Origin of the sequence: Dietzia sp. PP-33, assembly GCF_033790845.1 — a bacterium.
Classification (GTDB): domain Bacteria; phylum Actinomycetota; class Actinomycetes; order Mycobacteriales; family Mycobacteriaceae; genus Dietzia.
On the sequence record NZ_JAMYEI010000003.1, the window covers coordinates 134,211 to 156,381 of the forward strand.

Sequence of the window (22,171 nt, forward strand, 5' to 3'; positions counted from 1 at the left end):
CACCGTGCCCGACCGGAACCCCCGAGGAGGAACGACATGGGTTTCACGCGCGAGCTGGCCACAGCGGTACCGGAGAACACGGTCCGCTTCCTGGGCCACTCCGAGCACGTCCACGACGTCCCGCACCTGATCCACATGGTGATGGGACGAGGAACCCTGACCGTCGATCGCGAGACCATCGTGCTCGAGCCACGAGCGTCGGTCTGGCTGGCCGCGGGGGTTCCCCACTCGCTCTCGCTGGACGAGCACTCGATCGCGCTGGGTCCCTTCCTGGCCCCGCACTGCGCGCCAGGCGACAGGGTCCGCCGACTCGGTGTGGTCCCGGCGATCGCCGACCTCATGCTCGCCCGGCTGGCGGCTCAGCCACACACACCACGGCAGGTGGAGGTGTTCACCCGGAGCCTGGAGGAGATCATCAGGGTGATCAACACGGACGAGTTCGTCACCCCCCTACCGGTGCACCCGACAGCGCTCCGGATAGCCGAGGCCTCGGTCCGCTCCGCGGCCCCCCTGTCGACGCTGTGCGAGAGATCAGGGCTCAGCATGAGGCAGACACAGCGGATCTTCGTCGCCGAGACCGGGCTGGGGCTTCACCGGTGGCGCACGCGGCGGCGGCTCAACCTGGCGGTCCGGAGTCTACGGGCCGGATCCAGCGGGGAGAGCGCGGCGCGGGCGGCCGGCTATTCGAGCAGGGCGAGTCTGCTGCGGGCGTTGAGCCGCGAATCGGGGGTGGCGCTCGATGTCCTGCGCGCGGACCCTCTGGCATGCCTGCCGGCCACGGCGCGCGGTCACTCGCCGGCGGCCGCGATCACAGTCAGCGACCCCGGAGCCACCTCCGTGTAGCCGGCGTCCACCACTGCGGCCAGCCCCGGGGACTCGGCCGTCACGGCCGCGGAGAGCTCACGCCACCGATCGGGGCCGGCTTCGCGGACGGCGACCGGGAGCCCGTCGGCGATCCACCCCTCGAGTCGGGGACGGTCCATGACCGCGGCCAGCAGCATCACCCCGTGACCGACCTGCGCGGCCGCCTTGCCCACGGTCATCTCCAGCGCGGCGTCCACCCACACCACCGGTACGCCCGGGGGCGGCGGACCGGGATCGTCGCGCTCGAGTTCGGTGCCCCCGATCTGCAGGCGGCCGAGGCGTGCGTCCACCTCGTCGACCGGCCCGGGCACGAACGCCCTGGCCATGCATCCGTCCACCTCACATGTGACCCCCGGGACGTCGAGGGCGGTACGCCACTGGGCGCCGCGCGCACGCCGGGCGATCTTCCGCATGCGGGCGTCCAACCAGGCCCCGTAGGCCTCGTGCCAGGGTCCTCCCGGAGCCACGCGCTCATCCAGGCAGAGAGCCGCCACGGCGCCCGCCACCGCCTCGAGCAGCGGTGTCCGTGCCGGCAGGTCCGCCTTGGGCAGGTGCAGGACGATCGGCATGGACCGGACGGTGCCGCGATCCTCCGGGTCCTCGGCGCCCGCCGACCCGGCGCGGAGCCGCGCGTGGCACCAGTCGAGTGAGGCGCCCGTCGCGGGCCCCCCGGGCGGCGGAGGGGCCGTCACGCCAACGGCACGCGGCGGTAGGTGCCGGCGGCGGTGTCTGCCGCCTCGATCTCGTCGCGCGTGATCCCGAGGACGAACAGGACGGTGTCGAGGAACGGCTTCGACAGCGACGCGTCCGCCACCTCACGCAGGGCGGGTTTGGCGCAGAAAGCGATCCCCAGGCCCGCCGCGGTGAGCATGTCGATGTCGTTGGCACCGTCACCCACCGCGACCGTCTGACTCATCGAGATACCCAGCTCCTCGGCGAACTCACGCAGGTACTCGGCCTTGGCCTCACGGTCGACGACCTCACCGATGACCCGTCCGGTGAGCACGCCGTCCCGGACCTCCAGGGTGTTGGCGCGCGCGAAGTCGAGACCCAGCTCCTCGGCGAGACCGGCGATCACCTGGATGAATCCCCCGGAGACCACTCCGCAACGGATACCGAGTCGTTTCAGTGTCCGGATGGTCGTCCGGGCGCCCGGGGTGAGCACGATGTTGGCGGCGACCTCGTCCAGAACGGTGACCGGCAGCCCCGCCAGTGTCGCGACGCGTTCGTGGAGCGACTGGGCGAAGTCCAGCTCCCCACGCATCGCACGTTCGGTGACGGCGCGGACCTCCTCCTCCTTGCCCGCGTGCGCGGCGAGCATCTCGATGACCTCACCCTGGACCAGGGTGGAGTCGACGTCGAACACCACGAGGCGCTTGGAGCGTCGGCCCAGCCCGGCCCGGTCCACCGAGATGTCGACACTGTGCGCGTCCGACAGGGGCGCCAAAGTCTCCCGGAGCCTGGCGTCGTCGGCGGCGTCGCGACCGGCGGTCGAGACGTGCAGCTCCAGTCCCGTCACCGGGTAGTCGGCGATCCCCCGGATGATGTCGATGTTCGCGCCGATCGAGGCCAGAGCTCCCGCCACCGCGGAGAACGCCGAGGCGGTCACAGGACTGCCGAGGATCACCACGGCGTGGGTCGACGGAGGGGCCGCCGGAGCAATGTCGTCGAACTGGACGTCCAGCTGCATCCCCAGCTGGTGGACCTGCTCGGTGAGCTCCCGCACCACGGCCACTGCATCGGCCACCTCGTCGACCCGGACCATGAGCCCCAGGGAGAGGTGACCGTTGACCACGACCTGCTCCACGTCCACGAGGTCCGCATGGTGGCTGGCGAGGACGGTCATGATCCTCGCGGTCACGCCGGGCCGGTCGGGACCGGTGACGGTGAGTAGTGCCGGGGTGCCGGGGGTGCTCACGTGTGCTCCTGACGAGTGCAGATGGTGGGCGATTGATGAGAACTGATGACATGCGGAGACCCCGCCGGTGGACGAGCCTACCGACGGGGTCCCTGGTCGAGCCGATGCCCGTGGGTGAGTACGGGCGGGTGGGTCAACCCCTCTGCGGGGAGGTTCCGCGCTGGGCCACGTCCTTGACAGCGGCCGGGTCCTGGGCGGCAGCCCGCCCCCCGACGTGGGCCTCGTTGCGCATCCGCTCACTCATGTGCGGGTAGTGCAGCTCGAACGCGGGACGCTCGGAGCGGATCCGCGGCAGCGTCACGAAGTTGTGGCGCGGCGGCGGGCAGGAGGTCGCCCACTCCAGCGAGTTACCCGCACCCCACGGATCGTCGACGGTGACGATCTCGCCGTAACGCCAGCTCTTGATGACGTTCCAGATGAACGGCAGCATCGCGATCCCGAGGATGAACGAGCCGACGGTGGAGATCTGGTTGAGGACCGTGAAGTTGTCCGTGGCCAGGTAGTCGGCGTAGCGGCGGGCCATGCCCTGGTTACCCAACCAGTGCTGCACCAGGAACGTGGTGTGGAAGCCGATGAACATCAGCCAGAAGTGCAGCTTGCCCAGCTTCTCGTCGAGCATCCGGCCCGTCATCTTGGGGAACCAGAAGTACACGCCGGCGAAGGTGGCGAACACGATGGTGCCGAAGAGCGTGTAGTGGAAGTGCGCGACGATGAAGTAGGTGTCCGAGATGTGGAAGTCGATCGGCGCCGCGGCCATCATGATGCCCGTCAGACCACCGAAGAGGAAGGTGACGATGAAGCCGAGCGCGAACACCATCGGCGTCTCGAAGGTCATCTTGCCGCGCCACATGGTGCCGATCCAGTTGAAGAACTTCACACCCGTCGGGACGGCGATGAGGAACGTCATGAAGGAGAAGAACGGCAGCAGCACGGCGCCGGTGACGAACATGTGGTGCGCCCAGACCGCCATGGACAGCGCGGCGATGGCCAGGGTCGCGAAGACCAGGCCGGCGTAGCCGAACAGCGGCTTGCGGGAGAAGACCGGGAAGACCTCGGAGACGATGCCGAAGAACGGAAGGGCCAGGACGTACACCTCGGGGTGGCCGAAGAACCAGAACAGGTGCTGCCACAGGATGGCCCCGCCGTTGCCCGGGTCGTAGATACGGCCGCCGAACTGGCGGTCGTAGAAGACGCCGAGGGCGGCGGCGGTGAGCAGCGGGAAGATCAGCAGGATCAGGACCGACGCCACGAGGATGTTCCACGTGAAGATCGGCATCCGGAACATGGTCATACCCGGTGCGCGCAGGCAGATGATGGTGGTGACGAAGTTGACCGCACCGAGGATGGTGCCGATACCGCCGATGCCCACGCCGAGGATCCACAGGTCGGCGCCGACGCCCGGCGAATGGATCTTGTCGGCCAGCGGCATGTACATCGTCCAGCCGAAGGCCGCCGCGCCACCGGGGGTGACGAAGCCCGAGAGCATGATCGTGCCGCCCGCGGCGAACAGCCAGAACCCGAACGCGTTCAGACGCGGGAACGCCACGTCCGGCGCGCCGATCTGCAGCGGCATGATGTAGTTCGCGAACCCGACAACGATCGGGGTGCCGTACAGCAGCAGCATCACCGTGCCGTGCATGGTGAACAGCTGGTTGAACTGCTCGTTGGACAGGAACTGCATCCCGGGGACGAACAGCTCCGCGCGGATGAGCAGGGCCATGAGCCCGCCGATGAAGAAGAAGACGAAACACGTGACGATGTACATGAGGCCGAGCAACTTGTGGTCGGTCGTCGTCATCATCTTCCACACGAACGAGCCCTTGCGGGCGGTACCCGTGGGTTCGCCCGGTGGGTGGTCGAGATCGTGGACCGGCTTGGGGGCCACTGCGGTCATAAGGGTCCTCCTGAACGCCTCACCCGACGCCGCGGGTCGAACCACCGACCCCACGTCGAACGCATAGGAATAGTGCGCGAGAGCAATCCTAGCCCTCCACTGAGAACGCCTATCACCCACCCCGCCGAAGACGTCACCGGTGGTCATCCGCCGGAATCGGCGCCCCTCGCGACACGCGTGAGATGGCGCGCGGACCCGCCGCCACCTCCACCGGGACTGCCTGAACGGGCGCATCTCCTAAGCTCTCCCCCATGACCGATTCCGCGCCGACCCGACGCCGTCACCCCGAGCGGGGGTACCCGAGGAGGCGGGCGCGGATCGCGGCCCCGCTCGTCGCCGCGATGGCGCTCGCGGGCTGCGGCCCCTCCCCTGTCGACATGGTCGAGCACCCCGTCACCACGACGCCCTCACGCATAGCGGGCGAGGAGCTCCAGCGATCCGCTGAACCCGAGGAGTCGTGCGCCCCTGTACCGGCACCCGCCGAGTCCCCCGGCTCAGGGGTGCGCACGGTGTCCTCCGGCGGCGCCGGGTCCGGCCGGGAGGAGGTCCCGCGGTCGCCGGAACGGATCCTGGCGCTCGGGGCCGGGGCCGTGGACGTCGCCTGCGCGCTGGGTCTGCAGGACCTCGTCGTCGGGACCTCCGGCCTACCCCGTGGAGCGGACGTCCTCTTCCCCGCTTCCCTCGTGGACCTGCCGGACATCCCGCTCCCCGGGGACTCCGGCGGGGACGAGGCCGCGGCCGCTGCTCGCGAGCTTCGACCAGACCTCATCGTGCTGGCCGGCACTGCAGACTCGGACCCCGCGGTGGCGCGGGCCCTGGCCGAGGTCGCCCCGACCGTCGTATACGACGCGGACGCGCTGAACTGGACCGATGCCACCGAGACGGTCGCCGACGCCTACGGCCGTCCCCGGGCCGGCGGAGACCTCCTGCTGGACGTGATCGACCGGGCACGGGCCACCGCCGCGGCCACCACCCCGAGCGACACCTGGGTCTCCCTGGTCAGCGTTATCGGGGACAGCGGGGACGGCGTGGTGGTGCAGGACCCGGACACGCTCGGGTCACTCATGCTCGAGGCCGTGGGCGCGGGACGGCCCCCCGCGCAGCGCACGCAGGAGGGCGAGCGCATCCCACCGCTGCCGGAGTCCCCGGCACAGGGTGACGAACTCGACGGCGACGTGATCTTCGCGGTGGTGGGCGGTTCGCCGGAATCGGAGGAGATCGCGCGGCGGGTCTTCGCCTCCGACCGGTGGACGGATCTCGACGCGGTCGACGCCCGCCGCATGTTCGTGGTGGACCGGGCCGTGTGGGAGGGCTCCGGCCCCGTGGCCGCACGGGCGGTACTCGACGACATCAGGGGCTCCATCAACGGGATCGCCCCGGACGGCTAGAGGGGGCCCGCGCCCACGACGGCGGCGACGTCATCCGCCCCCGGTACCTGGTCAGGCGCCGGGAGCGGATGTCGTGGTCGGGTGAGGCGTCAGAAATCCCAGTCCTCGTCCTCCGTCGCCACGGCCTTGCCCATGACGTAGGAGCTACCGGAACCGGAGAAGAAGTCGTGGTTCTCGTCGGCGTTCGGGCTGAGCGCCGAGAGGATCGCGGGGTCGACGTTGGTCTCGTCCTTGGGGAACATCCCCTCGTAACCGAGGTTCATCAGCGCCTTGTTGGCGTTGTAGCGAAGGAACTTCTTGACGTCCTCCGTCCAGCCCACGGTGTCGTAGAGGTCCTCGGTGTAATCCGCCTCGTTGTCGTACAACTCGAAGAGCAGCTCGAAGGTGTAGTCCTTCAGCTCGTCCCGCTCGGCCTGGCCCACGCGCTCGAGGGCCCGCTGGTACTTGTAGCCGATGTAGTAGCCGTGCACCGCCTCGTCACGGATGATGAGCCGGATGATGTCGGCCGTGTTGGTGAGCTTGGCCCGCGAGGACCACCGCATGGGCAGGTAGAAGCCCGAGTAGAAGAGGAACGACTCGAGCAGGGTGGAGGCGATCTTCCGCTTGAGGGCGTCTTCCCCCGCGTAGTACCCGAGGATGATGTTCGCCTTGCGCTGCAGATAGGTGTTCTCCTCCGCCCAGCGGAAGGCGTCGTCGACCTGCGGTGTCGAGCAGAGCGTCGAGAAGATCGTGGAGTAGCTCTTGGCGTGGACAGACTCCATGAACGCGATGTTGGTGAGGACCGCCTCCTCGTGGGGGGTCGACGCGTCGGGGATCATGCTCACCGCGCCGACCGTCCCCTGGAGCGTGTCCAGCAGGGTGAGGCCGGTGAAGACCCGCGTCGTGAGCTGCTGCTCCGAGTCCGTCAGCGTCTGCCACGACGGGATGTCGTTGGACACCGGGACCTTCTCCGGCAGCCAGAAATTGCTGGTGAGCCTCCCCCAGACCTGGTCGTCCACCTCGTCGGTGACCCGGTTCCAATTGATGGCCGACACCCTGTCGACGAGCCGGGGGGCGATGCCGGCGGCGGGGCTGTGGGATCCCGGAGCATGTAGCTCGGCGGTCATCGGATCTCCTCCTGGAGGCGGGTGGGGTTCGGGGTGCGGGCCTGCGGCCGGGCGGTCAGAGCATGCACGAGACACAGCCCTCGACCTCGGTGCCCTCGAGCGCGAGCTGACGCACGCGGATGTAGTACAGGGTCTTGATCCCCTTGCGCCATGCGTAGATCTGCGCGCGGTTGACGTCGCGGGTGCTGGCGGTGTCCTTGAAGAACAGGGTCAGCGAGAGCCCCTGGTCCACGTGCTGGGTGGCCGCCGCGTACGTGTCGATGATCTTCTCGTAGCCGATCTCGTACGCGTCCTGGTAGTAGTCCAGGTTGTCGTTCGTCAGGTAGGGCGCCGGGTAGTAGACGCGCCCGATCTTGCCCTCCTTGCGGATCTCCACCTTCGAGGCCACCGGGTGGATCGACGAGGTCGAGTTGTTGATGTAGCTGATCGACCCCGTGGGCGGCACGGCCTGCAGGTTCTGGTTGTAGATGCCGTACTGCTGCACGTCGGCCTTGAGGGCGCGCCAGTCGTCCTGTGTGGGCACGGTGACGTCCGCGTCGGCGAACAACTGACGCACCTGCTCGGTCGCCGGCTCCCACGACTGGTCGGTGTACTTGTCGAAGAACTCGCCCGAGGCGTAGGTGGAGTCCGGGAAACCGGCGAACCAGGACCCGCGCTCCCGCGCGATGAGGTTGGACGACCGCAGCGCGTGGTAAAGCACCGTGTAGAAGTAGATGTTCGTGAAGTCGACGCCCTCGACGGACCCGTAGTGCACCCGCTCGCGGGCGAGGTAGCCGTGGAGGTTCATCTGCCCCAGGCCGATCGCGTGCGACTCCGCGTTGCCCCGCTCGATCGACGGGACCGAGTCGATGTGGGTCTGGTCGGACACCGCGGTCAGACCCCGGATGGCCGTCTCGATGGTCTGGCCGAAGTCCGGCGAGTCCATGGCCTTGGCGATGTTGAGCGAGCCGAGGTTGCAGGAGATGTCCTTGCCGATGTGGCTGTAGGAGAGGTCATCGTTGTACGTCGACGGGGTGGAGACCTGGAGGATCTCCGAGCACAGGTTGGAATGCGTGATCTTGCCGGCGATCGGGTTGGCCCGGTTCACGGTGTCCTCGTACATGATGTACGGGTAACCGGACTCGAACTGCAGCTCCGCGAGGGTCTGGAAGAAGTGCCGGGCGTTGATCTTGGTCTTCTTGATCCGGCTGTCCTCGACCATCTCGGTGTAGTGCTCCGAGATGTTGACGTCCGCGAACGGCCTGCCGTAGATCCGCTCGACGTCGTACGGGGAGAACAGGTACATGTCGTCGTTGCGCTTGGCCAACTCGAACGTGATGTCCGGGATCACGACACCCAGCGACAGGGTCTTGATGCGGATCTTCTCGTCCGCGTTCTCCCGTTTGGTGTCGAGGAACTTGAAGATGTCCGGGTGATGGGCGTGCAGGTACACCGCACCGGCACCCTGGCGGGCACCGAGCTGGTTGGCGTAGGAGAAGGAGTCCTCCAGCAGCTTCATCACGGGGATGACGCCCGAGGACTGGTTCTCGATGTGCTTGATCGGGGCGCCGTGCTCGCGGAGGTTGGACAGCAGCAGCGCCACTCCACCACCGCGCTTGGACAGCTGCAACGCGGAGTTGATGTTGCGCCCGATCGACTCCATGTTGTCCTCGATACGCAGCAGGAAGCACGAGACGGGCTCGCCGCGCTGCTTCTTGCCAGAGTTGAGGAACGTGGGCGTGGCCGGCTGGAACCGCCCCTCGATGATCTCGTCGACCAGACGATGGGCCAGGGCCTCGTCGCCGTCCGCGAGGGTGAGGGCGACCATGCAGACGCGATCCTCGTAGCGCTCGAGGTAGCGCTTGCCGTCGAACGTCTTGAGCGTGTACGAGGTGTAGTACTTGAACGCACCGAGGAAGGTCTGGAAGCGGAACTTCTTGGAGTAGGCGTAATCGAACAGCTCGCGCACGTAGTTGCGCGTGTACCGGTCGAGCACCTCGCGCTCGTAGTAGTCCTTCTCGACCAGGTAGTCCAGCTTCTCGTCCAGGTTGTGGAAGAAGACCGTGTTCTGGTTGACGTGCTGGAGGAAGTACTCCCTCGCGGCCTCACGGTCGCGTTCGAACTGGATCTTCCCGTCCGCGTCGTAGAGGTTGAGCATGGCGTTGAGCGCGTGGTAATCCATGCGCTGCCCCTCGCCCGTCTCTACCGCGGTGGTGCCTTCTGGGGTGACGGTTGGTGCTGCCAAAACTCTTCCAATCCCTCGCGGACGCGGATGACGTCCTCTTGTGTGCCCATCAGTTCGAACCGGTAGAGGTACGGGACCCCGAGTTTGCGGGCGATCACGTCGCCGGAGACCGCGTAGTCCGAACCGAAGTTGGTGTTGCCGGCGGCGATGACACCTCGGCAGAGACTTCTGTTGTGCGCGTTGTTCAGGAACGCGACCACCTGTCGGGGGACCGAGGCCCCGGTCCTGCCGGTGACCTCGAGGCAACCCCCGTACGTCGGGACGATCAGAACATACGGGTCCGACACGACCGGCCCCGCCGCGGTCCTGTGCGTGGGTATGCGCATCGCCGGGAGCCCCAGCCGGTCGACGAACCTCTTGGTGTTCTCGGAGACGTTGGAGAAGTAGACGATTCGCACCGGCTCAGCAACCGGGGAGACCGGCACCGGAGCCGCCATGACTGCCCCCTTCGGATCACACTGTTGCGGTGGTGGAGCCTGACTCAGGCGGCGACCGTGGCGAGTGCCTTGATGCGGTCCGGACGGAAGCCGGCCCAGTGATCGGTCCCGGACACCACGACGGGCGCCTGGAGGTACCCCAGAGCCATCACGTACTCGCGGGCCTCGTCGTCCACCGAGATGTCGACGACCTGGTACTCGACACCCTGCTTGTCGAGGGCCTTGTAGGTGGCGTTGCACTGGACGCAGGCGGGCTTGGTGTAGACGGTGACCATGAGTCTGGATGACCTCTTTCGGCACGGGCGCCGGGCGGCGCGGAGGGGCTCTTCTCGGACGGATGTCGGTTCCGGCGCTTCCGCCCGGCCTGTGGACAACCGTGGTGTCTGTAAGGGGTCGTGGCCCGAATGTCATGTATGGCATTCATCGGGGCCGCAACACCTCTAGACACTACCCCTAGTGGCCGACGAGTCAATCGACCACAACATTTTGGTCTTACAACGGTGGTATTCCCAGGTCGCGATCCCGCCTTGTGGACACCAGTCGCCCCCCGGTGGAACGGTCGGCCCGGATGCCGGCGAGTCGCCCGCCGACCGCCACTCTGCCACGCGGGAGGTGCTCCCGGAGAGCCCGTCCGGTACCCCACAGGTCGTCCCCAACCACCCCACAACCTGTCCCCACCCCGTCCACAGGGGTGGCGGGGTCACCGGCGGGAGCGAGGTGACGGAGTCGCCGTGGGAGCGGGGCGACGGTGGACCCCGGGAACGACGACGAGGGCCCGCCGCCGGCGAACCGGAGACGGGCCCTCGAGGGTGCGTGGGATCCCACGCGGTGGGTCTCAGCCCTGGCGGGCCTTGAAACGGGGATCCTTCTTGTTGATCACGTAGACCTTGCCGCGGCGGCGGACAACCTGGGCGCCCGGCTTGTTCTTCAGCGACCGAAGGGACTTGCGGACCTTCATCTGGCGCTCCTTAGGCTCTCGGGGCGGCCGCGATGGCCGCCGACACGACTGGGATGACTGTGCGAGACACCCGACCATTCAGGTCGGATGCAGGACACACAACTGGTCTATCGTAACGGACTGCCCCGTCAGAACTCCAACCGGCGGAACCGGACGCCTCCCGCCCTCCGCCCGCATGTCACGCGGACGTCACACGGGCTTCCTATGCTGATGTCATGAACCACATCGCTCCTGACACCGGTGCGCTCCGCGCGACCATCATCGCCGAGCTCGGCGTCCGTCCGGACATCGACCCGGCGGAGGAGGTCGAACGCCGCGTGGCGTTCCTCGCCGATTACCTCCGTAGCACTCCGGCCACGGGCTTCGTGCTCGGGATCAGTGGCGGTCAGGACTCGACCCTGACGGGTCGGCTCTGCCAACTCGCCGCCGAGAAGCTCCGCGACGAGGGACTCGCCGACGTCCGCTTCGTCGCCATGCGTCTGCCCTACGGCACCCAGGCGGACGAGGCCGACGCCGTCGTCGCCCTGGATTTCATCCGTCCTGACCACCGCGTCACCGTCGACGTCCGGGCGGCCTCCGAGTCCGCCTCGGCGTCTGCCGCGTCCGCGCTGGAGGATCTGCCCACGCACGCGGGCCCGCTACGCGACTTCGTCCGCGGCAACGTCAAAGCGCGTCAACGGATGGTCGCGCAGTACGCGGTGGCCGGGCAGCTGGGCCACCTCGTCGTCGGGACCGACCACGCCGCCGAGGCGGTCACCGGGTTCTTCACCAAGTATGGCGACGGCGGGGTCGACCTGACTCCCCTGACCGGCCTCACCAAGCGGCAGGGCGCCGCGCTGCTGCAGCACCTCGGCGCGCCGGAGTCGACGTGGAGCAAGGTGCCCACGGCGGATCTGGAGGACGACCGTCCGGGGTTGCCCGACGAGGAGGCGCTGGGCGTGACCTACGCGCAGATCGACGACTATCTCGAGGGCCACGACGACGTGGCTCCGGAGGCGGCGGCGCGGATCGAGCACTTGTTCCTGGCAACCCGACACAAGCGGGCGGTCCCGGCCACCCCGCTGGACACATGGTGGCGCGAGGTCTGAGAGAACGGCAGGCCTGAGAACGGCAGGCGGGTTACCCCGGCGGGCCCGGTCACCGCAGCAACTCCCACACCGAGTCCAGCGCGTCCTCCGTTCCGGGGACGTCGTAGGACTGGGTGGTGAACACCGCCGCGCACCGGCCGGTGTGACGGTCGACGTAGCCGATGGTCCCCAGCCCCCCGGCCCAACCGACCACCCCGTCGGGGCGGACCTCCACCTGCACGCCGTAGCCGCAGCCGGGCCCGATGATCCCCTCGGCCGCGGCGCGCTGGTGCGGGGTCAGCTGGTCTGTCGTCATGGTGTCCACGTGCTCCGCCCCCAGTACGGTCCCGCCATCGATCAGGACGTCGAGGATCGCCAGGTAGTCGGAGACGGTCGAGGCCAGCCCGCACGCCAGGGATTCGAACCGCGGTGGGTGGTCGAACCGGTCCCGGGTATCCAGCGCCCTGAGCTCCCCGTCGGGCCCCATCCCGTAGCTGGTGGGCATCCGGCCCGGGTCGGCAGAGAAACCGCAGTCCGCCAGCCCCAGCGGTTCCGTGAGGTGCTCGGCCACCAGCTGCGACACGGAGGCGCCCGTAGCCCGGGCCAGGAGAACCCCCAGGACGTCACTGCTCGTGTGGTAGAGCCACCCGTGCCCCGGCTGGTCGGCCAGAGGCAGTACACCCAGTTGTCGGAGGTACTCGTCCGGCGCCATCGGTGGGGCGTAGGGGCCGGGTCCGACCTGCCGCTCGCTCATGGCCCCGGCCAGCGGGCTGCCCTCCCCCGCCCAGCCGAACCCGGCGGTCATGGTGAGCAGATGCCTCAGGGTGATCGGGCGCTCCGCCGGCACGGTGCGGTCGATCGGCCCGCCCGGGTCCGCGAGGACCCGGGGGTCCGCCAGCTCGGGCAGATGGGTGGCGACCGGATCGTCGATCCCCAGGACACCGAGTTCCACCAGCCTCATCGCGAGCACCCCGCCCACGGGTTTGGTGTTCGACGACAGCGGGAACACGGTGTCGGGCTCGAGAGCGGGGCCGTCGACGGACCGGGCCCCGCCGGCGGCGAGCCTGGTCCGGCCACCCTGACGCACCCCGCAGACGTACCCGGTCAGACGCCCGGCGTCGACCAGGGCGTCGAGTGACTCGCTGACGGATTCCATCCGTGGCATGAGCAGACCCTACGTCCGGAGCTCCGGTGGGAGAAGACCCCCGATCGTCAGCCCGCCAGCGTCGCGAGCGGTCCGTGGACGTCGACGGGGTTCAGGCACGTGTCGGGGATCGTGCCGAGCGAGCACACCCCGACCGGCAGGACCGGGCGGTACCCCTCCGGGACGCCACCGCGGGCGATGACGTCCCGGTACGCCTCGACCCCCGACGTCGGCCTGCGCTCGAGTGCCGGATCGGACAGTACGTCGACCCGGTAGAGACCGAATCGGGAGTCGTAGGTCCCCCACTCGTAGTTGTCGACCAGGGACCAGTGGTTGTACCCGATCACCGGGTACCCGTCGGCGACCGCGCGCTGGATCCAGAAGACGGTGTCGCGGAGGTAGTCACCGCGGTCGATGCCGTCGCCGCGGTGGCCGTTGTCCGTGGGCAGTCCGTTCTCGACGATGTACAGCGGCATCCCCGGGAAGTGCGTCGCGTAGTGGACGATCGCCTCGTAGATCCCCTCCGGCTGCGGCCTGACGCCGGCGAAGTCGTCCCACGCCGCACGGATGGTGGTGAGGTTGTCCAGCGCGATGCCGTAGTAGTAGTCGATGCCGACGAAGTCCAGCTCGTCGCGGATGTGGCCTAGCAGGAGATCGTCCGTGGTCGACGCGAACGCGGGCAGGTACGCCTCGTTGGCGGTGACCATCGCATTCGGGTCCGCGCGGTGCGCGGCGTAGTATCCCAGTTTGTGGGCCGCCACCACGTTGCCCCGGAAATCGTTGAACTGGTGCAGCCCCACGAGCCCGATGCGGAGCTCGTGGCTGAAGAACACGAGTGGCTCGTTGAACGTGACCCACATCGTGCCGTCCCCCGCCCACCGCTCGGTGATCAGCTCGGCGTATCGCCCGAACGCCTCCACCGCATCAGGCGAGAGGAAACCTCCTCGGTCGACCAGCCATCCCGGGTACACGTAGTGGACCATGGTGATCATCGGCGTCATGCCGTGCGCCCTGATCGAGGCGAGAATGCGGTCGTACCGACGCAGCGCCTCCTCGTCGTACCGGCCCGGCTCCGGCTCGATGCGAGACCACTCCACGCTGAGCCGGAACGTGGTGACGCCCATGTCCGCAGCCCGGGCGACATCTTCTTCGTACCTGTTCCAGAAGTCGACCGCGTCGTTCACCGGATCGGCCTCGCCACGCGAGGCAGCGGCGTCGACGTGCCGCTTCCAGTTCGAGTCCCTATTTGAACCCTCGACCTGGAAGCCGGACGTGGCCACCCCCCAGTGGAACCCCTCGACCGCCTGCGCCTGCGCCCGCGCGTCTGCAGAACCCGCGATCAGAGCGGTCACGGCCAGGCACAGCACGAGCACCTGCGCGAGCAGCTTTCGGATAACTGGAGATTCATGAACACCCATCACTAAAACATGGCACAGTTCCGCCGCGCCGTACGCGCATTGAGGTGACCTGGGACATACGCCGCCCGGCACCGGCCCCTCGACGAGCCGCACGTCGAATAGCATGCCGATCGTGGATGTGAACGGCACTTCGGGTCGACCGGCACCCTTGGCCCCGGTGGCTCTGTGGGTCGCGGCGGTCCTGGGCACGATCCATGCTGCGTGGAGTGCTTACTGGGCGTTCGGCGGCCGGGTCCTGCTGGACACCGTCGGAGGATGGGCCGTCGCTGCAGTGGAGGAACGTCCCCTCCTAGCGCTCGGCGGACTTCTCGCGGTCGCTGTCGCGAAATTGCTCGCCGCATGGATTCCGCTACTCGCTGAGACGGGCCGGATACCCGGCCGACGCGTCTGGCGCGGGTGTGCGTGGGTCGGTGGACCCTTCCTGATCATCTACGGTGCGGTCAACGCCTCGGCAGCCGTCGCCATCCTTGCCGGCTGGGTCGAGACCGAGAACTATGACCGGCCGGGGTTGATCGGCCATGCCTTCGTGTGGGACCCGCTCTTCGCGGTGTGGGGCGTGGCACTGACGATCGCATTGGTCGCTACCCGCAGAACCTGAGGGCCGCAGTGTCTACCGTGGTGGGGTGCGCACTCTGGGAAACGTCCTCTGGTTCCTTCTCGCCGGCTGGTGGCTGGCGTTGTTGTACGTCTTCGCGGGGATCGTCGCCTTCGTCCTGATCATCACGATCCCGTTCGGCATCGCCTCGTTCCGACTCGCGGGTTTCGTCCTGTGGCCGTTCGGGCGGCGGACCGAGTTCCGCCGGGATGCCGGCCTGCTCTCGGTGATCGGCAACATCCTGTGGATCCTGCTGCTCGGGTGGGAGCTGGCGATCGCCCACCTCGTCGCCGGACTACTGCTGTGCGTGACGATCGTGGGCATCCCGTTCGGCATCGCCTGCTGGAAGATGGTCCCGCTGGCGCTGCTCCCGCTGGGCCAACGAATAGTGCCGATCCGTCACCCGTCGGAGGATCCATTCGCCGCCACACCGGGTCCACGGCGGTAGGAGTTCGGGCTCAGCCCGAGGACGGTGCGGAAGTCGGCGCTGAGGTGGGCGTGGTCGGAGTATCCGAGGTCCGCGGCGATCTGTGCGATGGTCACCGCCGGATCCTCACGCAGACGCTGGGCGGCCTCCTGGAGTCGGTACCGACGGATCATCGCCAGCGGCGGGACACCCACGTAGCGGTGCGCGAGGCGCTGGACCCCGCGCGTCGACATCCCGAGCCTCCGGGCGACCTGGTCCACCCGGATGATCGACCGATCCGACGCGATGAGGTCCTCCATGGCGTTCGCCAGGACGCCGCCGTCGTCCGGGGCCGCCAGGTGCTCGGAAACCCATGCGGTCAGGGCATCGAGCGCCCGGTCGCGCGCCCGGGACTCGCGCTCGTCGATCTCGCTCGCGCTGCCCACGACCTCGTCCGCCTCCCCCATGGAGCCCGCGACGGCGCGGTGCAGCTCTGCGGCTGGAATGGGGGTCTCGGTGTCGCGGATCCGCTGCGGTTCGGGGGTCAGCGAGGCGAGGCCGGCGGGGCGGAGCAGGGCGCCGACCGCCCATCCGGTGCCGCTCAGGTCGCGATGGGAGGCGCCGGTGGTGGGTCCGGTGAGGCTGACGCCGCCGGGCTCGACGACGAGGTTGGACGCGGGGAACGCCAGCAGCTCCTGCCGGGAGGTCTCCCCCGGCGCGAGACGCCAGCGCGGGATCCAGAACCACCGGACGCGGTCGCGCAATTCCGGCGGAGCGATCCGGCGATGGAAGGTCGGCAGCCGATCCGGGTAGAGGATCCCGCGTCGATCAGCGGATTCGGCCATCGCTTCCCCCCTGTCCGCGTCGGTCGCGACCCCGTCGCGAATCTTCAAGCCGCAGTGGCAGGTGTCCTCGTAGGTTTGCCGCATGACCGAGAGCACCACACCCCGGACCGGGGTCACCGGAGAGCACACCACTGACGGCGTCCCCCACGGGTCGACCAGCCTCACGCCGTTCCTCGCTGTTGAACGGGCGGGGGACGCCGTCGAATTCTATTCCTCGGTGTTCGGCGCGCGGGTGGTCGACGTGACCGAGATGGGAGGGATCGTCGTGCACGCCGAACTCGACTTCGGCAACGGTCGCCTCCAGCTCGGCGAGCCCAGTCCCCGATTCGGACTCGTGCCCTCGCCATCCGGCGAGGTCGCCTGCTATTCGATCGGGTTGTACTGCGCAGACGTCGACGACGTGGTCCACCGGGCGGAGCTGGCCGGCGCCACGATCCGCGAGCCGGTGAGCGAGTTCGTCTCCGGCGATCGGTTCGCCTCGATCCGCGATCCGTACGGCGTCCGCTGGTCGATCATGTCCCGCGTCCAGGACCTGTCCGAGTCCGAGAGCGCACGTCGGGTCACCGAGTGGGCGGCGGAGCAGGGATAGCGAACGCTAGCGGCACCGAACGCGTAGTCGAGGACGCCGTTCACTGCGCGGGGGGCATTGGACGCGGCTGGCCGCTCCTGTGCTCCCACGCGTCGGCGAGTAGTTCTCGGATGAGTTCGGTGTCGGCGCGGGGGAGGTCGATCTCGACGCAGGCCAGACGTTTTCCCCAGTAGAACTCGGCGCAGACATCGGGGTGCTCGGCTGCGGCGGTGCGGATGCCGGGCGCATCGAGCATCGCCCGCAGCCTGTCCGTGGCCGGCAGCGTGGCGAAGATGCGTCCGCGGACCCGGAAGGACGGGAAGCCGTGATGATCCTGCTCGGTGGCGCCGGGTAGTTCGAGTGCCAACCGACGTGCGGTATGGGGGCTCGTCATGTCAGTCCAGGGATGGAATGAAGCCGGATGTCGTGGTCACGGGTGAGATCGTCGTGGACCCACAGGGTCATCGTGCCGCGGATCGCGGTGTCCACCATGCTCATGTGCTCGATAGTCATGATCACAGTGTCAGCTCGCGTCCCGCGAGATCAGTCGAGTTCGCCGAGAATCGACCGCACGTGAGGACCCGGTCGGATCGTGGAAGCAGACCATCCGCCGGCAGAAGAGGCTGACCCGCGAAACGACGCTGCCCCGCCATCAGGCGGGGCAGCTATCGAACGTCGCGAACTACGTGGAGCTAAGGGGACTCGAACCCCTGACCCCCACACTGCCAGTGTGGTGCGCTACCAGCTGCGCCATAGCCCCGTATTCGTCTTTCCTCCGTTCACCTCTCGGTGACCGGCCCGACCAAAGTTACCCCATCACGTTCGGCTCCTCCAAATCGACTCCGGCCCCGCCCTGGACGGGCGGGGCCGGTGCCGGTCACCGACGTCCGGGGTCAGGAGATGATGCCGTCGAGCCAGGCCGGGTCGCTGATCTCCACGACCTCGCCCTCGTAGGCGACGGTGGGGGTGGAGACACGGTCGGTGACCTCGCGGATGCTGTCCTGCGCGTTGTCGGCGGTGTCGGAAGCCTTCTCCATACCGCCGTTGGTCTCCACGTTGCCGATGCACTCGACGGAGTCCGCATTCGCCCCTGCGGCCTCCGCGATGTCCGCCAGCTCGCCCGGGGTGCGGTCCCCGCCGCCCTCGGCGGGCTGCTGGGCGAAGAAGACGTTCTTGACGTCGAAGAACACGGGCAGCGAGTCCTTGGCCGCCACGCACTGGATGGCCGCGAGTGCGCGGGTGGAGTACTCACCCGACGCCGACTGGCCGTTGAGGAAGTTGAGGGTGTGGAACTCCACGCGCAGGTCACCGGCCTCGACGGCGGAGGCGATCCGCTCGCCGTTCTGGCCCTCGAAGGAGGCGCAGGCGGGACACATGAAGTCCTCCCACATCTGGATGGTCGGGGCCGACTCCTCCCCCACCTTGATCACACCGGTGTCGGAGATCTCGATCTGATCGTCCGCCGTCTCACCGAATGCGATGGGGTTCGCCTCGCCGCCCCTCTGCGCGAGCCAGACAACACCGCCGAGCACCAGGACGGCGACGGCGATCAGTGCCGCGACCGTGATGAGCATCCCGTTGTTCGACTTGGTCTGGAGCACCTTGGTGTTCTTGTTCCGTGCGGGCTTGGCGTTCACGTGTGAGTGGGCCTTTCTCTACTGGGAAACCGTCGGCCCTCTGACGAGCGATCGGCGACTACCGAGAGGGTACCGAAGCCGCCTGAGGCCTCTTTCAGGTGCGGGCAGGTGACGATGCGAGAAATGCACCGAGCCCCCGGTCGATGATCGACCGGGGGCTCGGCCCGATGGTGGAGCTGCCGGGAATTGAACCCGGGTCCTCCGCAGCATCGGCAGGGCTTCTCCGTGCGCAGTCCGCTCTGTCTCTACTCGGATCTCACCCTCACGCGGACATGTAGGTGATGACGATCCCAGTCACTGTTTGATGTCCCGACCCACCCCGTGACCGGGTGAGCCGGTGATCCCTCTAGATGATGCCGGGGACCGGGGCGAGGGCGACCCCGGGCCGACAGACTACGAGCTCGCTGTCAGGCAGCGAGGGCGTAGTCGCGCTGATTGGTATCGGCGCGTAATTGGTTGCCACGACGCTTACGGTGGTCTCTGGCCTGCACCGGCACGCTTCCCCTGCGTCAACTCACGTAGTCGAAACCACATCAGCCCCGTCAGGTCCGTCAACTCTCGCCGACGGACCACTCACCATACCCCGCGCGCGGCCCCCACACCATGGTGAGTTGTGTCACCGAGCGAAAGGGTGCCGATTCAGCCCAGCGCGAGAAGGGTGATCGCCACCCCGGCCAGCACGATCCCGACCAGTTGGACCGCACGCAGGCGCTCGCCACCATGGGTGATCGCGAGCGCGACCGTGAACGCGGGGTAGAGCGCGGCGATCACACTGACCAGCGAGAGCATCCCCGCCTGCGAGGCGAAGTAGAAGGCACTGTTGGCGATCGCGTCGAACAGTGCGATCACCAGGCCGACGGCGATGAGCTGTCGCGAGAACCTGAACGACTCGCGAGCGGCGACGGCCGCGGCGAGCACGACCACGGTCGCGCCGATCCGGGAGGCGGCGACCGGCCACAACCCCTCGCCCGGCGGGACCTGCGCCAGCAGGACGAAGAAACCCGCGAATGCCAGCCCCGAAACCACCGTGAGCGCACCCAGTCGCGGAGTCAGACGACCGTGTCCGATCGAGGACCCCTGTTCGCTCTCCAGCGAGACGAGGACCGTCGCCACGAGCGCCACCGCCATACCGACGAGCGCCCCTGTGCCGGGCCGCTCCCCCGCCGCCAGTCCGACGGCGAGCGGCACCGCCGCGGCGAGGACCGCCGTGATCGGTGAGATCACGCTCATCGGCCCCTGTGAGAGCGCGACGTAGAACGTCCACACCGCGATCCCGGACACCAGGCCCGACCCCAGTCCCCAGGCCACGCCGATCAGCGTCGGCGCACCACCGGCCACCACGGCCGCCGCACCCACGAGCACGATCGACAGCGGGTACGACACACTGACGACCCGGAGAGCGCGGGCGCGGCGGGAGGCGACGCCGCCGAGGTAGTCGCTGATGCCGTACGCCACCGCCGAGGTCGACGCCAGCGCGACCGGGATCACGCGTGCATGCCCTTGATCTTCCTGCCGAGTTCGCGAACAGCTTCACGCTCGGCGGTCCGTTTGGCGAGATCATGGCGTTTGTCGTGGGCCTGCTTACCCCGCGCGACGGCCAGTTCGACCTTCACCCGTCCGTTCACGAAGTAGAGGGACAGCGGGACCAGCGTGGCGTTGCCGTCGCGCACCTTGCCGACGAGCGAGTCGATCTCGCGCCGGTGCATCAGCAGCTTGCGAGCCCGTTTCGGCGCGTGGTTCGTCCAGCTCCCGTGCGAGTACTCGGGGATGTGGAGTCCGCGGAGCCACAACTCGCCGTCGTCGATCGTGGCGAACGCGTCGACCAGTGAGGCCTGGCCTTCGCGCATACTCTTGATCTCGGTCCCCACCAGTGCGATACCCGCCTCGTGGGTTCCGAGGATCGTGTACTCGTGCCGGGCCTTGCGGTTGCTCGCGACCACGCTGCCGTCACGGCCGAGGGTCGACGCACCCTTCTTCTTGTTCTTCTTGGCCACGTCGGCTCACCTCCTCGTCCGGTTGTCGGGCAGATCCCCCAGTCTAGATCAGTCCGGGATCACTGCCGAACCGTGATCCGCAGCGTGACCCACGCCGTGAGCGCGGACGCCAGTGCGCCCGCCACCACGAGGACCGGCGCCAGCATCAGGATGTCCGTCGTGGTGATGCGTTCCACGAGGTTCGCCCGGTACGCCTCCGCCAGGACCCTGTCGAGGAAGACGCCCTTGGCCGCGAGTAGTCCGCCCACCGCGAGCAGCGACCCGACCACGGATGCGAGCACCGCCTCCAACACGAACGGCAACTCGGTGTACCAGCGGCTCGCACCCACCAGTCGCATGATCCCCAGCGCTGTCCGGCGGGTGAACGCCGCGATCTGGGTCATGTTGGCGATGAGCAGGACCGTGGCCACGAGTTGGACCACCGCGACGGCGAACGCGGCGTTGCGGATCCCGTCCAGTACCGAGAACACACGCTCGACCAACTCCCCCTGGCCTTGCACGATCTCGATCCCCGCGACGCCGCCCAGTTCCTCGGCCACGGACTCCGCGCGGGTCGGGTCGTCCAGCGTGAGCGTGAACCGCGAACCGAGTGCGTCCGGGGAGGTCGACTCCACGAGGACCGGATCCGTGGAGGCGAACAGCTCGACAAACTCCTCGTACGTCTCCTGTGGGTCCTTGTACTCCACCGAGGCCACTCCGGCTGTGGCCTCGAGCTCGTCCCGGATCTGACCGCACGCCGAGGTGCAGTCGGGGTCCTCGAGGGAGATGGACCGGTCCACGTAGACACGGAACTCGTTGAGGTAGTCGTATTTGACCTGGCTGGCCGAGGCCGTCATCACCACGAGGACGCCCGCCCCCAGCATCGCCAGTGCCACGGCGGTGGTGATGATCATCGCCAGCGTCATGGACAGGTTGCGGCGCAGTCCCTGGGCGACCTCGGACGCGATGAACTTCACGGCCATCAGCGACCCACCCCGTACGTGCCCCGGGAATCGTCCCGGACGACCTTGCCGTCGACGAGTTCGACCACTCGGCGCCGCGAGCGGTCGACGATGTGCCGGTCGTGGGTGGCCATGAGGACGGTGGTCCCGGTCCTGTTGATCCGGTCCAGCAGCAGCATGATGTCCTCGCTGGTCTCGGGGTCGAGGTTCCCGGTCGGCTCGTCGGCCAGCAACAGCTGCGGCCGGTTGACGAACGCCCGCGCGATCGCCACGCGTTGTTGCTCTCCACCGGAGAGTTCGTGCGGTCGCCGGCCGGCCTCACGACCCAGGCCCACCATCTCGAGGGTCTCCGGGACGACCTTGTCGATCGTCCGGCGCGACTTGCCGATCACCTGCAGGGCGAACGCCACGTTTTCGGCCACGGTCTTCCCCTGGAGCAGCCGGAAGTCCTGGAAGACGCACCCGAGCGTGCGCCGCAGTGCCGGCACCGAGGAGGTCTTCATGCGGGTGAGGTCGTGGCCGGCTACGACGAGCTTCCCGGAATCGATCCGGTCCTCGCGGAGGACGAGCCGCAGGAACGTCGACTTTCCCGATCCCGAGGCGCCGATGAGGAACGCGAACTCGCCTGTGGCGATCTCCACACTCACATCGGACAGAGCCGGGCGCGTCGAGGACGCGTACGACTTGGTCACATGAGAAGCACTGATCACACAAGTAGCCTAGCGCTACTCCAGTCACATGACTGCGTGACAGGCAGGATCCCGACG

At 68.2% G+C, this 22,171-nt stretch carries 24 protein-coding genes, 1 tRNA gene and 1 other RNA gene; 6 read left to right on the forward strand and 20 right to left on the reverse strand.

All coding sequences use genetic code 11. The features are described 5' to 3' along the window. The first annotated feature begins 36 nt into the window (after nt 1-36). Nucleotides 37-843 (forward strand): helix-turn-helix domain-containing protein, encoded by an 807-nt coding sequence (locus NJE57_RS06835; RefSeq protein WP_319027643.1) that lies wholly within the window; start codon nt 37-39, stop codon nt 841-843. On the opposite strand, the gene NJE57_RS06840 is transcribed toward NJE57_RS06835, so the two are convergent. The 3 genes from NJE57_RS06840 to ctaD form a co-directional block, all read right to left on the reverse strand. Then, nucleotides 789-1,556 (reverse strand): aminoacyl-tRNA hydrolase, encoded by a 768-nt coding sequence (locus NJE57_RS06840; RefSeq protein WP_319027644.1) that lies wholly within the window; start codon nt 1,554-1,556, stop codon nt 789-791. The genes NJE57_RS06835 and NJE57_RS06840 overlap by 55 nt on opposite strands. Further along, entirely contained in the window at nt 1,553-2,782 is a 1,230-nt protein-coding gene (gene serB, locus NJE57_RS06845) for a phosphoserine phosphatase SerB (protein ID WP_319027645.1), read from the reverse strand. Before serB ends, NJE57_RS06840 begins: the two co-directional genes overlap by 4 nt. Nucleotides 2,783-2,915: 133 nt before the next feature. Then, complete coding sequence (ctaD, locus tag NJE57_RS06850; protein WP_319027646.1) at nt 2,916-4,676, reverse strand: cytochrome c oxidase subunit I; 1,761 nt, start codon at nt 4,674-4,676, stop codon at nt 2,916-2,918. A 251-nt stretch (nt 4,677-4,927) separates the two neighbouring features. On the opposite strand from ctaD, the gene NJE57_RS06855 reads away from it, so the two are divergent. Then, the gene (locus tag NJE57_RS06855; protein ID WP_319027647.1) at nt 4,928-6,064 is read left to right on the forward strand and encodes an ABC transporter substrate-binding protein; all 1,137 of its coding nucleotides are present in this window, start codon (nt 4,928-4,930) and stop codon (nt 6,062-6,064) included. Nucleotides 6,065-6,153: 89 nt separating this feature from the next. Here NJE57_RS06855 and nrdF read toward each other — a convergent pair whose 3' ends face one another. The 5 genes from nrdF to ykgO form a co-directional block, all read right to left on the reverse strand. Continuing rightward, the gene (gene nrdF, locus NJE57_RS06860; protein WP_319027648.1) at nt 6,154-7,170 is read right to left on the reverse strand and encodes a class 1b ribonucleoside-diphosphate reductase subunit beta; all 1,017 of its coding nucleotides are present in this window, start codon (nt 7,168-7,170) and stop codon (nt 6,154-6,156) included. A gap of 55 nt (nt 7,171-7,225) precedes the next feature. Further along, a complete protein-coding gene (gene nrdE / locus NJE57_RS06865; protein ID WP_319027649.1) occupies nt 7,226-9,331 on the reverse strand; it encodes a class 1b ribonucleoside-diphosphate reductase subunit alpha in 2,106 nt (701 codons plus the stop codon). Between the two features lie 20 nt (nt 9,332-9,351). Next, nucleotides 9,352-9,831 (reverse strand): class Ib ribonucleoside-diphosphate reductase assembly flavoprotein NrdI, encoded by a 480-nt coding sequence (gene nrdI, locus NJE57_RS06870; RefSeq protein ID WP_319027650.1) that lies wholly within the window; start codon nt 9,829-9,831, stop codon nt 9,352-9,354. A 44-nt stretch (nt 9,832-9,875) separates the two neighbouring features. Beyond that, nucleotides 9,876-10,106: a glutaredoxin-like protein NrdH gene (gene nrdH / locus NJE57_RS06875; protein ID WP_319027651.1), complete on the reverse strand. Its 231-nt coding sequence runs from the start codon at nt 10,104-10,106 to the stop codon at nt 9,876-9,878. 560 nt (nt 10,107-10,666) lie between these two features. After that, nucleotides 10,667-10,789, reverse strand: coding sequence for a type B 50S ribosomal protein L36 (gene ykgO / locus NJE57_RS06880; protein WP_003852698.1), 123 nt, complete (start codon nt 10,787-10,789; stop codon nt 10,667-10,669). Between the two features lie 215 nt (nt 10,790-11,004). Between ykgO and nadE the strand changes: the two genes are divergently transcribed. Next, nucleotides 11,005-11,877 carry an ammonia-dependent NAD(+) synthetase gene (gene nadE, locus NJE57_RS06885; protein WP_319027652.1) on the forward strand — a complete coding sequence of 291 codons (873 nt, stop codon included), beginning with the start codon at nt 11,005-11,007 and terminating at the stop codon, nt 11,875-11,877. 49 nt (nt 11,878-11,926) lie between these two features. On the opposite strand, the gene NJE57_RS06890 is transcribed toward nadE, so the two are convergent. Then, nucleotides 11,927-13,021, reverse strand: a complete 1,095-nt coding sequence (locus NJE57_RS06890) for a serine hydrolase domain-containing protein (protein WP_319027653.1) — start codon at nt 13,019-13,021, stop codon at nt 11,927-11,929. Between the two features lie 47 nt (nt 13,022-13,068). Next, nucleotides 13,069-14,418, reverse strand: a complete 1,350-nt coding sequence (locus NJE57_RS06895) for a glycoside hydrolase family 1 protein (RefSeq protein WP_319027654.1) — start codon at nt 14,416-14,418, stop codon at nt 13,069-13,071. Between the two features lie 157 nt (nt 14,419-14,575). Between NJE57_RS06895 and NJE57_RS06900 the strand changes: the two genes are divergently transcribed. Beyond that, a complete protein-coding gene (locus NJE57_RS06900; RefSeq protein WP_319027655.1) occupies nt 14,576-15,016 on the forward strand; it encodes a DUF3995 domain-containing protein in 441 nt (146 codons plus the stop codon). A gap of 25 nt (nt 15,017-15,041) precedes the next feature. Further along, nucleotides 15,042-15,461: a YccF domain-containing protein gene (locus NJE57_RS06905; RefSeq protein WP_319027656.1), complete on the forward strand. Its 420-nt coding sequence runs from the start codon at nt 15,042-15,044 to the stop codon at nt 15,459-15,461. On the opposite strand, the gene NJE57_RS06910 is transcribed toward NJE57_RS06905, so the two are convergent. Beyond that, nucleotides 15,413-16,348, reverse strand: coding sequence for a helix-turn-helix domain-containing protein (locus NJE57_RS06910; protein WP_319027657.1), 936 nt, complete (start codon nt 16,346-16,348; stop codon nt 15,413-15,415). The genes NJE57_RS06905 and NJE57_RS06910 overlap by 49 nt on opposite strands. On the opposite strand from NJE57_RS06910, the gene NJE57_RS06915 reads away from it, so the two are divergent. Continuing rightward, a complete protein-coding gene (locus tag NJE57_RS06915; RefSeq protein ID WP_319027658.1) occupies nt 16,347-16,853 on the forward strand; it encodes a VOC family protein in 507 nt (168 codons plus the stop codon). The genes NJE57_RS06910 and NJE57_RS06915 overlap by 2 nt on opposite strands. Before the next feature lie 40 nt (nt 16,854-16,893). Here NJE57_RS06915 and NJE57_RS06920 read toward each other — a convergent pair whose 3' ends face one another. From NJE57_RS06920 to ftsE, 9 genes are all read right to left on the reverse strand, one after another. Beyond that, entirely contained in the window at nt 16,894-17,226 is a 333-nt protein-coding gene (locus NJE57_RS06920) for an MmcQ/YjbR family DNA-binding protein (protein WP_319027659.1), read from the reverse strand. Further along, nucleotides 17,223-17,345: a hypothetical protein gene (locus NJE57_RS06925; RefSeq protein ID WP_319027660.1), complete on the reverse strand. Its 123-nt coding sequence runs from the start codon at nt 17,343-17,345 to the stop codon at nt 17,223-17,225. The genes NJE57_RS06920 and NJE57_RS06925 overlap by 4 nt, the downstream gene beginning before the upstream one ends. A gap of 174 nt (nt 17,346-17,519) precedes the next feature. Then, a tRNA-Ala gene (locus tag NJE57_RS06930) sits at nt 17,520-17,592 on the reverse strand. A 133-nt stretch (nt 17,593-17,725) separates the two neighbouring features. Then, nucleotides 17,726-18,469, reverse strand: a complete 744-nt coding sequence (locus tag NJE57_RS06935) for a DsbA family protein (protein ID WP_319027661.1) — start codon at nt 18,467-18,469, stop codon at nt 17,726-17,728. A gap of 168 nt (nt 18,470-18,637) precedes the next feature. Further along, nucleotides 18,638-19,010, reverse strand: a transfer-messenger RNA (tmRNA) gene (gene ssrA / locus NJE57_RS06940). Nucleotides 19,011-19,108: 98 nt separating this feature from the next. Next, nucleotides 19,109-19,957, reverse strand: coding sequence for an EamA family transporter (locus tag NJE57_RS06945; protein WP_319027662.1), 849 nt, complete (start codon nt 19,955-19,957; stop codon nt 19,109-19,111). After that, nucleotides 19,954-20,463, reverse strand: coding sequence for an SsrA-binding protein SmpB (gene smpB / locus NJE57_RS06950; protein ID WP_319027663.1), 510 nt, complete (start codon nt 20,461-20,463; stop codon nt 19,954-19,956). Before smpB ends, NJE57_RS06945 begins: the two co-directional genes overlap by 4 nt. Before the next feature lie 59 nt (nt 20,464-20,522). Beyond that, on the reverse strand, nt 20,523-21,425 hold the full coding sequence (gene ftsX / locus NJE57_RS06955) for a permease-like cell division protein FtsX (protein ID WP_319027664.1): 903 nt from the start codon (nt 21,423-21,425) through the stop codon (nt 20,523-20,525). Further along, nucleotides 21,425-22,114, reverse strand: coding sequence for a cell division ATP-binding protein FtsE (ftsE, locus tag NJE57_RS06960; protein ID WP_319027665.1), 690 nt, complete (start codon nt 22,112-22,114; stop codon nt 21,425-21,427). Before ftsE ends, ftsX begins: the two co-directional genes overlap by 1 nt. Nucleotides 22,115-22,171 lie beyond the last annotated feature (57 nt).